This window comes from Ruegeria sp. CDSA033 (assembly GCF_059612305.1).
On record NZ_JBXWQI010000019.1, the window covers coordinates 1 to 13,642 of the forward strand.

The 13,642-nt window shown below is 55.8% G+C and carries 14 protein-coding genes, 1 tRNA gene and 2 pseudogenes; 12 read left to right on the forward strand and 5 right to left on the reverse strand.

All coding sequences use genetic code 11. The annotated features are described in order from the left end of the window. Nucleotides 1–309: 309 nt before the first annotated feature. A pseudogene (locus AC2FLA_RS18655) lies at nucleotides 310–629 on the reverse strand (transposase); the annotation flags it as partial. A 244-nt stretch (nucleotides 630–873) separates the two neighbouring features. Between AC2FLA_RS18655 and AC2FLA_RS18660 the strand changes: the two are divergent. From AC2FLA_RS18660 to AC2FLA_RS18685, 6 genes are all read left to right on the forward strand, one after another. Continuing rightward, the gene (locus AC2FLA_RS18660; RefSeq protein WP_496724276.1) at nucleotides 874–1,251 is read left to right on the forward strand and encodes a hypothetical protein; all 378 of its coding nucleotides are present in this window, start codon (nucleotides 874–876) and stop codon (nucleotides 1,249–1,251) included. A 15-nt stretch (nucleotides 1,252–1,266) separates the two neighbouring features. Next, a complete protein-coding gene (locus AC2FLA_RS18665) occupies nucleotides 1,267–1,680 on the forward strand; it encodes a hypothetical protein (RefSeq protein ID WP_496724278.1) in 414 nt (137 codons plus the stop codon). A 219-nt stretch (nucleotides 1,681–1,899) separates the two neighbouring features. Continuing rightward, complete coding sequence (locus tag AC2FLA_RS18670) at nucleotides 1,900–2,265, forward strand: hypothetical protein (RefSeq protein ID WP_496724280.1); 366 nt, start codon at nucleotides 1,900–1,902, stop codon at nucleotides 2,263–2,265. Continuing rightward, nucleotides 2,262–2,513: a helix-turn-helix domain-containing protein gene (locus AC2FLA_RS18675; protein ID WP_496724282.1), complete on the forward strand. Its 252-nt coding sequence runs from the start codon at nucleotides 2,262–2,264 to the stop codon at nucleotides 2,511–2,513. Before AC2FLA_RS18670 ends, AC2FLA_RS18675 begins: the two co-directional genes overlap by 4 nt. A 510-nt stretch (nucleotides 2,514–3,023) precedes the next feature. Continuing rightward, entirely contained in the window at nucleotides 3,024–3,263 is a 240-nt protein-coding gene (locus tag AC2FLA_RS18680; RefSeq protein ID WP_496724284.1) for a DNA-binding protein, read from the forward strand. Then, nucleotides 3,260–4,315, forward strand: coding sequence for a site-specific integrase (locus AC2FLA_RS18685; RefSeq protein WP_496724286.1), 1,056 nt, complete (start codon nucleotides 3,260–3,262; stop codon nucleotides 4,313–4,315). Before AC2FLA_RS18680 ends, AC2FLA_RS18685 begins: the two co-directional genes overlap by 4 nt. 230 nt (nucleotides 4,316–4,545) lie before the next feature. Here AC2FLA_RS18685 and AC2FLA_RS18690 read toward each other — a convergent pair. The 4 genes from AC2FLA_RS18690 to AC2FLA_RS18705 all read right to left on the reverse strand — a co-directional run bounded on the left by AC2FLA_RS18690 (nucleotide 4,546) and on the right by AC2FLA_RS18705 (nucleotide 8,242). Next, nucleotides 4,546–4,622 (reverse strand) — tRNA-Arg (locus tag AC2FLA_RS18690). A gap of 64 nt (nucleotides 4,623–4,686) precedes the next feature. Continuing rightward, complete coding sequence (locus AC2FLA_RS18695; protein ID WP_496724288.1) at nucleotides 4,687–6,069, reverse strand: ATP-binding protein; 1,383 nt, start codon at nucleotides 6,067–6,069, stop codon at nucleotides 4,687–4,689. Between the two features lie 18 nt (nucleotides 6,070–6,087). Next, a complete protein-coding gene (locus AC2FLA_RS18700) occupies nucleotides 6,088–7,506 on the reverse strand; it encodes a dihydrolipoyl dehydrogenase family protein (RefSeq protein WP_496724290.1) in 1,419 nt (472 codons plus the stop codon). Nucleotides 7,507–7,510: 4 nt separating this feature from the next. Beyond that, a complete protein-coding gene (locus AC2FLA_RS18705) occupies nucleotides 7,511–8,242 on the reverse strand; it encodes a TVP38/TMEM64 family protein (protein ID WP_432653424.1) in 732 nt (243 codons plus the stop codon). A 296-nt stretch (nucleotides 8,243–8,538) separates the two neighbouring features. Here AC2FLA_RS18705 and rpmH point away from each other — a divergent pair, with 296 nt between their 5' ends. The 6 genes and pseudogenes from rpmH (at nucleotide 8,539) to AC2FLA_RS18735 (ending at nucleotide 13,596) form a co-directional block, all read left to right on the forward strand. After that, a complete protein-coding gene (gene rpmH / locus AC2FLA_RS18710) occupies nucleotides 8,539–8,673 on the forward strand; it encodes a 50S ribosomal protein L34 (protein ID WP_005632162.1) in 135 nt (44 codons plus the stop codon). A gap of 25 nt (nucleotides 8,674–8,698) precedes the next feature. Further along, nucleotides 8,699–9,125: pseudogene (gene rnpA / locus AC2FLA_RS18715) on the forward strand (ribonuclease P protein component). After that, complete coding sequence (gene yidD, locus AC2FLA_RS18720; RefSeq protein WP_282171074.1) at nucleotides 9,122–9,361, forward strand: membrane protein insertion efficiency factor YidD; 240 nt, start codon at nucleotides 9,122–9,124, stop codon at nucleotides 9,359–9,361. Before rnpA ends, yidD begins: the two are co-directional and overlap by 4 nt. Nucleotides 9,362–9,437: 76 nt before the next feature. After that, nucleotides 9,438–11,054: an acyl-CoA dehydrogenase family protein gene (locus tag AC2FLA_RS18725; RefSeq protein WP_496724292.1), complete on the forward strand. Its 1,617-nt coding sequence runs from the start codon at nucleotides 9,438–9,440 to the stop codon at nucleotides 11,052–11,054. A gap of 44 nt (nucleotides 11,055–11,098) precedes the next feature. Then, nucleotides 11,099–11,992 (forward strand): tRNA 2-thiocytidine(32) synthetase TtcA, encoded by an 894-nt coding sequence (gene ttcA / locus AC2FLA_RS18730; RefSeq protein WP_496724294.1) that lies wholly within the window; start codon nucleotides 11,099–11,101, stop codon nucleotides 11,990–11,992. Between the two features lie 71 nt (nucleotides 11,993–12,063). Beyond that, nucleotides 12,064–13,596, forward strand: coding sequence for a putative bifunctional diguanylate cyclase/phosphodiesterase (locus AC2FLA_RS18735; protein ID WP_496724296.1), 1,533 nt, complete (start codon nucleotides 12,064–12,066; stop codon nucleotides 13,594–13,596). The last annotated feature ends 46 nt before the right edge of the window (nucleotides 13,597–13,642 follow it).

Consider the following 13,642-nt stretch of genomic DNA (forward strand, 5'->3'; position numbering starts at 1 on the left):
ATCAGACATGGTCACCGCTCGATTTTCGAACCGTGAATCACGCAGCCAAGCGGAAATCAATGGGTCCTGACCCTAGGAAAAAACATCAACCAAACCACTAATATCTTCTCCGTGACAAACTCGGCTGACAGAGTACAAAGATTTATGTTTTTAACATTTGAAGACATCGACTCCGCCTAAGTGTTTTTTTGAACAATGAGAAAGATATCGTCGGCTGGATTCTCGAACCACTTTTCTCCTTGGACCTGGACAGCTTCCGATCCACAGAGAAAGGACACAAAAAGCACGACGTCCCGATACTCTGAACTAACATCGAACGTGCTCGATACAGCTCCGGCGACACGCGGGGCTCAGAAGATTTCCATTACAGCCTCCGTCAAGATCAACTTGTCCAGTGTCACATCAGACACGGCCTTTCTCAGCCGCTCGTTCTCTTTCTGAAGCCGCTTCAGTTCTTTCAACTGATCTACACCCATTCCACCGTACTTCTTTCGCCAACGGTAATAAGTCTGTTCAATAACGCCGATCTGCCTGATCGCATCAAGATTGGGCGTCCCCTGCCTCATAAGAACTCCAACCTGCCGTAACTTCGAGACAATCTCTTCGGGCTTCGGTCTCTTGTCTGCCATTCTTGGTCCTCCGTTTCCTAAACATAACGGTGGACCAGTTCAGTTGGGGAGGCTCAGCTGTAAGCAAGTATTCCAAGTTCTTTCGAGTTCGGAATGGCACTTTCGGGCACAGTCCCCGGTGTGAGACCGCGCCCGAAAGGTGCATCCAAACAAAGGAAAGAAACTATGAGATGAGACAAATTAGATACCGCGTTCAGAGCCTTGGTCGTCCCAGGAGACGACAGCAAACAGTGAGAGCATATCAATGCAAAATCAAAACACTTCAGCCACCCGGGCTCTTCTCATTTTCGTACAAGAATTCAATATGGCACTGCAAAACGCCGCTTTGCTGTTGGGGGGATCTCTCGCGCTTAAGCGGGTACAGTTCTTAACCGATCACCTGGCAACGCAGCGCACTCTTACCCGCCGCGCAAAGATGGATTTAATTGCGCTACATCGACTGCTCACGCTCCAGGATGTCGGTCACCCGGATCGGATCGAAACAGTCCTCTTTGCGGACATAAATCCGGAGGATCCTGTCGTCGAACAGCTGTGCCTACTGTCAGACAGTCTGCTCGATCATATGCGGGCCGTCGATGAAGAGGCAGACAATCCCCTGTTCGAACTCGAATTGGCAGCCTGAGTTGGGGAGTTACACATGAAAAATTCTGTGACCGATCTCCCTTCCCTTCAATTCCTCGCGTTTCGAGCAATTCGAACGGGGCGACAATTCGCCGAAGACTGGAACCAGTATGGACCCGAATTGGTGGGGGCAGCACATCTGCAAATCCGCGATACGTTGGAGCGCCTAATGCAGAGGGACATATTGTCTTTCGAGGATGAAGACGTCTGGATAGCGATCGAAAGTGTAATCGCCGAAGCGCTCAACGCGATTCAACCAGGTTACGGGGATTATGCCGTTAGGGAAGACACCCGGTACGACCTCGTGATTCACGTCGGTCAAGAACGGCTACGTCGTCTGACCGAAAGTTGGAAAACTTTCCGGGATGCCCGCCGATCTCTTCTCGACCGGCGCCGAGCTAACAGGATTGCCTTGGACTTAGGCGATTGAAGGCGAACGTCGCCGCAGAAAGAACAAGACAGAGCCCCTTGAAGCTTCTTGGGGCTCTTCTCAAAACAACGAGACAAGAACCCACTCAGCACAAAAGAAGTAGAGGAACACACGCCGATCATTGCTGGAGATGGCGCACCCGACTCCTGAATATGAGGCTTTTGCTGCAAAGCAGTGAGTTCTTGGTGCTGGAACCTAAGATGCAAACGGAGCGTTTCAATGACTAAAAAAACAATCAAATTTAGGGAGCTTACAGAAGAGACTCGACTGGCTATAGAGGCGCGTAGTGTCAAACTGCGGATTCTGAATGACATTGTCGCAGACAGATTTGAGGGCGGGTATGTTCGTTTCGAGCAGCACTCTGGATCTGACCCAAATTCAGTTTCTTCGTTTATAGTGTTTCACCTCCACTCGAGTGTCATACCTTCAGCAAGGACCTTCATTGAAGCCGCATTGCCGGTGATTGGCATCCCGATCAAGTGTGAAGGGCGTGATACCTTTGAGATCATAATGAGGGATGACGCCGCGAGCGCGCACGAAAAGATGGAGATGCTGAGAAAATTGAAGAAAGGGGGATGTGCATGACTCTCAATAAAATCCGTCAAGACATCATCGACAGCCGTCCAGGTCTCAAGGAGTACCTGGACCAGACCGAACCGAAAAGGCGCCTCGCGCTTGAATTGATGGCTGCAAGAAAGCGCGCTGGCCTTACGCGAGACGAAGTTGTTGTTCGTTCCGGAATTTCAATGGAAGAGGTGGAGGCACTGGAGACGCCAGCAGGTGATATGCCGTCCGAAGAGATGATTGGCCGATTTTTATCCGCCTGCGAATGAGCCCGAGGAAGAAGTCTCAAGGGTCGTTTCGACAGTTTCCCCTATCTCAGTTTCATATTCTCTCTTTCTCAGCGAGATTCCTGGGCGTTTATCACTAATAGCGAACATCTTTCAGACCTTGAAAATCAATGTTTGTGAACCTTGCTAACCTCACCGTCCAGAGCGAACCAAAAATCTACCTATGGGCTGGTAGAAAGAGTGAAGTTGCCCCAACAATGCTCTTTTCTTTGTTACCAAGAAAGTTTGAGCATGCAAACTGGCTCGGAATAATAACCTAATTTCAGTGCGTTAAAGACGCAACTAACGGCTTTGGATTTAACGCGTCCAGATTCAAGAGGTGTTTGTTTCAGTTTTTTATAGCGGCAATTTTTGTCCCGTCCGAAGCGCGCAATCAAAGAAACTGAATCAAACCCATCTACCGATTTTGGTGGCAACTCCGATTTCTAATGCACGGACGCGCAAGCGACCGCTCTGAACGCAACGAAGTAAGTCGGAACCACGTAAGACACCATGTCTCGGAACTTTGCCTTTGCCCCGCGACTAATGCAGGCGCCGGCCGCAGCGCACTATCTTGGAATTTCTCCAAGCAAATTGCGTGGGTTGGATATTCCGCGTCGTCGAGACGAAGGGAACGTTCTCTACGACATCCGAGATCTGGACGCATACGCCGATAATTTACCCTACGAAGGAGACAGTATATGGGAAGCACAAAACAACGCGGATCACGCGTTCGGTATCGCAGCGGAATGAAGTTGCCCGGGTTGAAAAGATACCCCGTTAAAGGAAAAGTCTACGTCTATCATCGCGCCACCGGAATTCGCCTCCCTTCGGATATTCCGGAAAATCATCCGGATTTTCTCCATGCCTATCTGGCTGCAGAAGATAGCACCAAAAAGAAATCCGAGCCGGAGAAAGTTATTCCGAGAAGCGTAGCGGACATTTGCAAGAAGTTCATGGGTTCGCGGAAATTCAGAGATCTCAGCACAGGTTATCAAGACACTCTTCGGCGCGACATGACGCGCCTGTGCGAAGAAAACAAAAAGGCGATCGCAAAGCTTCCATTTTCGTCCATCAAGCGAAAACACATCGAGTTTCAGATGGACAAGCTCGAGCGCAATCCAGGCAACCAGCGCCTCAAGACCTGGCGATATCTCACGGAATACGCTCTCAAGAGTGGCATCGTTTCTTTCAAGGCAACGGAAGGGATAAAAGCCAATCCTGAACTCAACACTGGAGGTCACAAACCTTGGACTTTGGCAGATATTGCTCAGTATCGTGAGTATTGGGCACTCGGGACTAAACAACGCCTTGCGTTCGAACTTCAGTATTGGGCGGGCGCCCGTATATCCGACACTCGCACCCTCGGTCCAGGAAGTGTCGATGAGGCAGGATGGCTGAACTTTGTTCAACAAAAAACAGGCTCTGAAGTATCCGTTCCCATGTATCGAGCCCTCCCCAGATTCGCGAAACCTTCCGATTTGGAGCATTTGCTGAAGGCGATCGAAGCGATGCCCACACGTGAAACTACATGGCTTTTAACTGCTCAGGGCAATGTTCGATCCGCAAAAGGCGCATCTCAATGGTTTGCGAATGCTGCACGAAAGGCTGGGTTAATAGGCAAAACCTCACATGGCTTGCGCAAGAGCCGTATGATCTTGCACGCGGAAAACGGTGCCGGAAGCAAAGAAATCGCGGCTTGGAGCGGGCACGAAACTTTGGCGGAAATCGAGCGGTACATCCGAGGCGTTGACCGAAAAAAGGCGCTGACTCCATCGGCTCTGGAGACAGGCGAATTTCTGTAGCTTTGAATATGATGATCAGATTTATCGCTCAGGCAACACACTGGAAACAGTTCTGGATTAGCGGCAAAAACTGATGCGGGATGCACACATGAAAGAGGAAAATTACTGGCTTCCAGCCAAGCGATGTCCAACCGCAAACATTTCCAATGAGGTGAAGCTGTCTAACCAGCATGCCCAATTAGACAAAAACGCGCGCAACTCATTGAGTTTGCGCGCGTTTTTGGAATTAGTGGCGGACCGAGGAGGATTCGAACCCCCGACCCCTTGATTCGTAGTCAAGTACTCTATCCAGCTGAGCTATCGGTCCGCGTTGGTGAGGCGGTATTTAGACCCGGTGTTCGGGACACGCAAGTCGATTCTTCAAAAAGTTTTTAAAAAGTCCCATCGCCCCGCGGAAGCCTGATTTCAAAGGTTGTCCCCTCGGGCCCGGTATGCGCCAGTATCAGGTCTCCGCCATGCCCACGCACCAGCTCCTGCGAGATGGCAAGCCCCAGCCCAGAGCCACCCTTACGCACCCCGCCCTGAAAGGGAGTGAACAGGTTCTCACGCGCTTTGGGCGGTAATCCGGGGCCGTTATCCCTGATCTCGACGCACCAGTCGTCTTTATACACGCAGCCGGCGATCGTGATGTTTCCCGGCTTCCCGGATGCCACCAAGGCCTGACGCGCATTGCGCACAAGGTTCATCATGACACGGAATATCTGCTCTGGGTCTGCCCGGGCCACAAGGTCTTTGGGCACGTCGTTCACGATCTCGACGCAGGCATCCGCAACAGCCAACTGTTCGCTGGCAACAACATCGGCGGCAACATCATGCATGTGCACCATGGTCAGTGTTGGCGCAGGTTCTTCCGCACGTCCGAAGGCCAGCGTGCTTTCGCACAACGACACTGCCCGTGTGATCGAGTTCACCAGCTTGGGCGCCATACGCCGCACCAAGGGATCGTCGCTGGTCTCAATCCGGTCGGTAAAGAGCTGTGCCGAAGTCAGTATGTTCCGCAAATCGTGGCTGACCTTGGCCACCGCGCCGCCCAGTTGCGCCAGCCGTTCACGTTGCTTCAAGGCCTGCGTCAGCTCGGTCTGCAATTGCTGCAGCGCCTCCTCGGCCTCACGAAGTTCGGTCACTTTGGAGTTGGGAGAGATGATTCCTCTCGCGTCTTCGGGTGCCCCTGCATAGCGCTGCATATAACCAACAACACTTTTGATCGGTTTCACCAGAACGACGCGCACGGCCAAAAACAAAAAGAACGCGGTGATGATGGAAATTACGAAGGACAGCCCCAGAATGCGCAGGCCATAGTCGGTCATCGCCATTCGCAGCGGCATGCTGTCTATGGTGACTTCAATCAGCAGACCTGCCCCTTTGACGGGTTCCCCAATCACGCGGATGACTTCGTTCTCAGTGGTGAACAGTCGCGCCAGCGCGTCGCGCATCAACACCCAGGGCCCTGCGTCTCGCAGATCGTATGTCCTAGTGATCTGTTCCGGGATGGGCGATGACAGCATAAGCTGGCGCACCTCATCGCGGCGCAGCACGACGTTATAGACACCCGCGTTGGCCAGCAATTCGGCCTCAAGGTCTTCGGCCAGCATATCGTCAGCCAGCAGCGCCAATGACGCGATCTGCGCGCGCTCAAGCCGGTTCAGCAGGAAATCTTCGCGAAAGCGCGCGATTGAAGGAACAAAGATCAAAATCTCGGCCAACATCACGAAGACCGTCGTCAGGATCAGAAATCGGCCCGACAGCGAATTCAATCTGCTCTCCCTTCTTGGCTAGGGCATCCAGCGTTGGACGAACCTGACCACTTGTTTAACCATCTGATTCTCAAACAGCCTTGGCGAGAAATAGGCACCCGCCACCCGTTTGTTAAGCTCTCCGATCGTCGGATAGGGCGAAACCATCGCGGCGATCTGCCCCATCTTCAGGTTATTGGCCAACGCAAGCGACCACAAGTTGATCAGTTCTCCGGCCTGATGCCCCACGATTGTAGCCCCCACAGGCCGGCCCTTTACGACCATGACCTTGATGAACCCTTTGGTTTTCCGCTCAGAAATTGCGCGGTCGTTATGGTGGTAATCAAAACGAGCGATTTCTACCTTGTCACCATGGTGTTCGCGGGCCTGAGCCTCGGTCAGGCCCACCTGCGCCAATTCCGGGTCGGTGTAGGTCGCCTGAGGGATATGTGCGGTTTTTGCCTTCGAGGGCAGGCCAAACAACGCGGAACGGATGATGATCCCTGCGTGATATCCAGCGACATGAGTGAATTGAAGACCACCAGCAACATCGCCAATGGCGTAAACTTTGCGGTTCGTCGTGCGCAGCGTATCGTCGACCTTGATCCCGCTGCGGGATGGTTCAATCCCGGCAGCCTTTAGGTTCAAACGGTCTGTGTTGGCTTTTCGCCCGGCGGCCAGCAGCAGATGAGACCCCGTATAGATCTCACCTGCTTCGGTCACAATTTCTACTGCCCCTTTGTTGTCGCGGATCTGGGCGACCATAGCCTGTTCATGGATAACCACCCCTTCGGCGCGCAAGCTGTCCAGAACGACCGCGGCGGCCTCGGGGTCATCCTTGCCCAGCGCCTTCAGGCCTTCGACAACCGTGACCTTGCAGCCCAGTCGGACATGCGCTTGCGCCATCTCCATCCCGATCGGTCCGCCACCAATGATCAAAAGATGTTCAGGCTTGTCGCGCAGGTCAAAGATCGTCTCGTTGGTATAGAATGGCACCTGATCCAACCCCGGAATCGGCGGTACCAGCGGCGAAGAACCCGTCGCGATCACCACGCGCCGTGCGGTGATCAAATTGTCGCCCGCCTGCACCTGTGTCGGAGAGACGAAGCTGCCGAACTCCCGGATCACCTTCACGCCGAAACCTTCAAACCGTTCCTGACTGTCCATCGGCTCGATCTGAGCGATAACATCGTGAACGTGGTCTTTGGCGGCGGCGTAGTCGACCTGCGGTACCACGTCAGCCACGCCCAGCGCGGCAGAATGTGCCTGACCATAAGCTGCCTTGCCGCTGGCAATCAGAGCCTTGGAAGGGACACAGCCGAAATTGAGGCAATCGCCACCCATCTTGTGACCTTCCAGCAGAATCACATCGGCCCCCATCTGGCTGGCGCCCGCAGCGACTGACAGCCCCCCGGACCCGGCGCCAATCACCAGGATGTCGGTTTTCATTTCTTGCATGATTTCAGCGGTCCTTTCGGCCACGCAGGGATTTGATGACAATTGGCAGCGTGGCCAGCACACACAAGCCGATGATCGGGCCAATCACAAATGGTTCCCATAACAGCGATACATCAGGTGTTTCGCCCCTGTCGAACACACCACCCAGCCCGACACCGATCCAGGTGTAGACGATTCCGCCCGGGATAATGCCCAGCGCGGTGGTGATCAGGAAATTGCGGAACCTCACGCCAACCAGCGCAGGCACCAGATTGGCCACAAAGAACGGCACAACGGGAACAAGACGCAATAGAAACAGCACCGAGATCTCATTCTCGCGTAGCCCGTCTTTCAGCTTCTTGATCGTCCCTTCCGAGGACTCAAGCCGTTTGGTCAGGGATTCGCCCAACCCCCAGCGTGCCGCCAGAAAGATTGCAGAGGCTCCGATAGTTGCCGCAAACACGTTGAACACGGTTCCGGCGAACAGGCCGAAAAGAAACCCACCAGTCATTGACGCCACTGCGGCACCCGGCAGCGAAAATGCGACGATGACAATGTAAATGCCAACGAAAGCTGCCGCCATCGCCCAGTAGTTGGCGTCGCGCCAGGCCAATAGCGCCTCACGATTGTCGCGCAGGGTCTCAAAAGTCAGGTAGTCGCCCAGTGTGAAGAATCCCACCGCAGCAACGGCGAGAATCACCAGCAATGGAATATGCCGCGCCAACCCATTGCGCGGTGCCTGAGTCGTTTCGCTCATAAGGCTGTCCGGTTTGTTACGTTTCATTCTGACCCCAACATGCGCTGCTTGCGGCCTACGCAACAGGGGGCTCACGCTGCCTTGATGTTTTTGGTAGGGGATGTGAGGGTTTGGGGCGATAATCCCGCTGTTTTGAAACCTTTTGCCCGACCCGATTACAGAATTGTTGCAAAAGCCGCGAAAACCCCCACCTAGGGGTTTGACTTAACCCCCACTACCCAGTAGAGGACGGGCTTCGAACACCACGGGCAGGCGAATCCGCGCTGCACCCGACCGCATAGATTGGAGACGGAGCGATGAAACGCACCTATCAGCCTTCGAACCTGGTTCGCAAACGCCGCCACGGTTTCCGCGCGCGCATGGCCACTAAGGCCGGCCGCAAAATCCTGAACTCGCGCCGCGCACGCGGCCGCAAGTCGCTGAGCGCGTAAACCGCTCACCGATCAGGTTATGAACATGACGCCGCCGGAGGCCCCTCGTGGATGGTAAGAACCAGCCCGGGGAAACGCCCCCGGCGGCGTCCGTTTGCGCGCCTGAAACTTTGACCGTTCTCAGGAAACGATCTGATTTCCTTAAGGCAGCGCGTGCCCGCAGGCAGGGCACATCCTCGATGATGGTGCAGGCTCGCAAACGTACCCCGGATGAAGCAGCTGGAATTCGGGTTGGTTTTACCTGCTCCAAGAAAGTCGGCAATGCCGTTGCCCGCAACCGCGCCAAGCGCAGGTTGCGCGAGGCCGCGCGGGCTGTTCTGCCCGTCAATGGCCTTGACGGGTGGGATTACGTCCTGATTGGTCGGGCCGAAACCACAGCCGCTCGACCCTATGAGGCGCTTCTGGACGATCTGCGTTATGCGCTTCGCAAAGTGCACAGCGGGCGGAAATGACCCTCTTCTCTCATATCGTGGCTCTGCCTGTCAGGGCCTATCGGCTGGTCTTCAGTCCCTGGGTTGGCTTCAATTGCCGATACCAGCCCACCTGCTCGGCCTATGCGCTGGAAGCATTGGAAAAGCATGGGGCCATCAAGGGAAGCTGGCTGGCGGCACGGCGGATTGGCCGATGCCATCCCTGGGGCGGCGATGGGTACGACCCCGTGCCAAGCCGCAAGGAAGATGACAGCTGATCTTTATGACCCTCCGTCAGACTTGACCCATTCGGACATGCGCTGAACACTTGAATTCGTACTGTCCGAGGTTCAGATGACATCCGACGCCCGCCATTCCCTGCCGACACATGACGTATTGAATCAGCCGCCTGTGCGCGGGGATTCTAACCTTTGGTCTGCAGATCCCGTCCTGCGAAACGCCGTGCATTTCACGGGCGGGCGCGAAGCGCCTCTGGCGGCTTACGGGGAAACGTTGGGACAGACGGAAACCCGCGAGCTGGGGCGTGAGGCCTATCGGCACCTCCCCGAATTGCGATTGTTCGATCAGGGCGGCAGGCGTTTGGACGAGGTACGATTTCATCCCGCCTATCATGAGATGATGCAGATCAGCCAATCTGCTGGCTATGCGGCCTTGGCCTGGGACGGTCAGCCCGGCGGCCACGCGACCCACGCCGCGATGATATATATGGCCAGCCAGGTTGAGCCCGGCCATTGCTGCCCATTGACAATGACATATGCGGCGATCCCGGCCCTTGGGGCCAATGAACAGATCGCCTCCGTGTGGCGACCTAAGCTCATGGCGCGCAGGTATGATCCGGCGAAGAAACCGATTGAACAAAAGGCCAGCGCCACATTGGGCATGGCAATGACCGAAAAGCAGGGCGGCTCGGACGTGCGCGCCAATACCACTGTTGCCAGCCAGGACGGAGAGCATTGGCGCCTGCGCGGGCATAAATGGTTCTGCTCGGCCCCCATGTCGGACGGTTTTCTGACGTTGGCACAAGCGCCCGGTGGGTTGACCTGTTTCCTCGCCCCCCGCTGGCTGGACGGTGAACGCAACGCCATTCACCTGATGCGACTAAAAGACAAGCTGGGCAACAGATCCAACGCCTCGGCCGAAATCGAATATCACGATGCACTGGCTTACCAATTGGGTGACGAAGGCGCGGGCGTTCGGACAATTATCGAGATGGTCCATCACACCCGGCTGGATACGGCCGTGGCCCCGGCAGGCCTGATGCGCGCAGCACTCACCGAGGCGTATCATTGGGTCACCCACCGCAGCGCCTTTCAGCGCCGATTGATTGATCAGCCCTTGATGCGCGCTGTGCTGGCAGATCTCGTATTGGATTGGGAAGGTGCCCTGACTTTGGGCATGCGTGTCGCGCAGGCGTTCGACAGCCAATCGCCCGAGGATAGGGCCTTTGCCCGCATCAGTGTCGCTTTGGCCAAGTTCCTGAACAACAAGCGGTGCCCGGCCGTAGTGGTTGAGGCGATGGAGGTGCTGGGTGGCATGGGCTATGTCGAAGACACGTCCCTGCCCCTGCTGTATCGCGAAGCCCCGCTGAACGGTATTTGGGAGGGGTCGGGTAATGTGATCTGTCTCGACATTCTGCGCAGCTTATCTCGCGACCCGCTGGCCGCTGAGGTCCTGCAGGCCGAACTGGATACCGCAACTGGTGTCGACCACGGCTATGACACCGCGCTCAAGGCGCATCGTGATCAGTGGCCCGGGCTACCGCCCGAGAGTGAGGCCCGTTGGTTTGCCGAACGTACAGCATTGCTGCTGACAGCCGCTCAGCTATTGCGTCGCGCACCTGCGGCCGTTGCAGATGGGTTCATCGCCACAAGGCTATTAGGCAACAGCGGCCGCATCCCCGGATCCGTGTCCGGGCTGGATACGGACGCCTTGCTGGCTCGCCTGGGCTGACCCGGCCACTTGCCCGGTTGCCTCAACTGCTGTAGGGGCTGCGCATGTTTGACGAAGCTGAAGATATCCACCCGCTCTTTGCTGGCGCACCCTCGACCACCGAGTTCAAAAAGCTGCGCAAACGCATCGTGCGCCAGACTCGTGAGGCCATCGAGCAGTACGGGATGGTGAGCGCTTCGGCGCATGACAAGGACGGCAAACCGCCCCGCTGGCTGGTCTGTCTTTCGGGCGGCAAGGACAGCTATACCCTGTTGGCGGTTCTCTATGAGCTGAAATGGCGCGGCCTGCTGCCGGTTGATCTGTTGGCCTGTAATCTGGATCAGGGTCAGCCCGGATTTCCGGCCACCGTCCTGCCTGAGTTTCTGGAACGCATGGGCGTTCCGCATCGCATCGAATATCAGGACACCTATTCCATCGTCATGGACAAGGTTCCGCAAGGCCGTACCTTTTGCGCCCTGTGCTCGCGCCTGCGCCGAGGCAACCTGTACCGCATTGCGCGGGAAGAGGGATGCTCGGCCGTCGTACTGGGCCATCACCGCGACGATATCCTTGAGACGTTCTTCATGAACCTGTTCCATGGCGGGCGACTGGCCACCATGCCGCCCAAGCTGGTGAACGAAGAAGGCGATTTGTTCGTCTTCCGCCCCCTCGCCCATGTGGCTGAGGCCGATTGCGAGAAATTCGCGACCTCGATGAACTATCCGATTATCCCCTGCGACCTCTGCGGCAGTCAGGATGGGTTGCAACGTCAGCAGGTCAAACAGATTTTGGATCAGTGGGAAAAGAACAGCCCCGGACGCCGTCAAGTGATGTTCCGGGCCCTGACAAATGCGCGTCCGTCGCATCTTTTGGACCCAAAATTGTTTGATTTTCAAAATCTTGCACTCAAACCGAATGAAAATGACGAAAATTCGGGCGAAATTCCGCAGCTCCGTTAACGAGTGACTCAGATTGGTTTCCTAGGGTCGACCTGAGCGTTTCAAACGCAAGGTAGAGGCCCGAAGATCCGATGTGGAAACATATCTCAGTCAGCAGAATTTTTGACTCTCTTGCCATGGTGCTAAGCGGCCCGCCCGCCTTGGCTTTCGCGCCTGCGATCAGTCTGGCCGCGTATTGGATTGGTGGTGAGCGGGCATTGGTTGTCGTGGCACTTACCCTGCCGCTTGTGTTTGCCGCGGTTTCAACCGCGCACAAGGCCAGCAACCGGGAAAAAGACGATAACGGCCTCATGTCTCTCAATAGATTTGCCGCCGAGATGGAAACGCTGTTCGCGGAAAACCAACGCACCGGTCACGAAGCTGCCTGCATGGTGGTCGAATTGGACGGGTTTTCTGAGTGTCTTGATCTGCACGGCAATGCGGCCGGAAACCTGATGGCTGAGCAGTTCCGCGACCGCGTTCTCTCTGTCATCCGCTCACATGACATTGCCGTAGGTCTGGACCAAGGCAAGATCGCGATCGGCCTGCGCGCCGCGCAGAATCTGGATCTGGAGGCTTGCATTCAGATGTCCGGGCGCATTCAGGCCGCTGTTGACGAGCCAATCATGCTGAATGGGACCAGCGTTTACATGTCATGCTCTATCGGGTTTTGCCTGCAATCCACCTTGCCCGACATCACCTTTGCCGAGTGGATCGACGCCGCCAATGCAGCCTTGGCCGAAGCGCAAAGAAACGGCCCTGCAACCATCCGCGCCTTTTCATCTGAAACGCAGCGGCGGGCTCGCGTGCGCGCCAACCTGCGCAATGAGCTTATTGCGGCCTTGGATAGCGGCGAAATCCGCCCTTGGTTTCAGCCGCAGATTTCCACCGACACCGGCCACGTTACCGGGTTCGAGGCGCTTGCCCGCTGGGAACACCCGCAGAAAGGCGTGTTAGGACCGCAGGTTTTCCTGCCTTTTGCCGAACAAGCCGATCTGATGGAACGCTTGGGCCAGGTGATGCGCCATCACGCTTTCGCCGCCATGCACCAGTGGAACCGCGCCGGTGTCATCGTGCCCCGGATTGGCGTGAATTTCTCATCAGAAGAACTGCGCGACCCGGCGTTGATCGACCGTCTGAAATGGGAGCTGGATCAAAATGACCTGACGCCCGACAGATTGACCGTCGAGATTCTTGAAACAGTGTTTTCCAGACGGCCCGATGACGTGATCACCCGCAACGTGATAAGCATGTCCAAGCTCGGCTGCTGCATTGACCTCGATGATTTCGGCACCGGCCACGCGTCCATTGCGTCGATCAAGCGCTTTGACGTCTCGCGCATCAAAATCGATCGGTCCTTCGTGGCAAAAGCGGATCGGGACGCAAGCCAGCAGCAGTTGGTCAGCGCGATTTTGACCATGGCGGAACGGCTGAATGTCGAAACTCTGGCCGAGGGGGTCGAGACACAAGGCGAACATGCACTTATGGCGCAACTAGGCTGCGACCACGTGCAGGGGTTTGGAATTGGCAAGCCCATGCCCTTTGAAAAGACGTTGGACTGGATGGCCGCACATCAAAACAAACTCAACGGAATGCCGAAAATCGGGCGTCAGGCACGTCCTTAGGCGCGAATTAACGCCACAGAACCCCAATCGGTGATGAATTACAGGG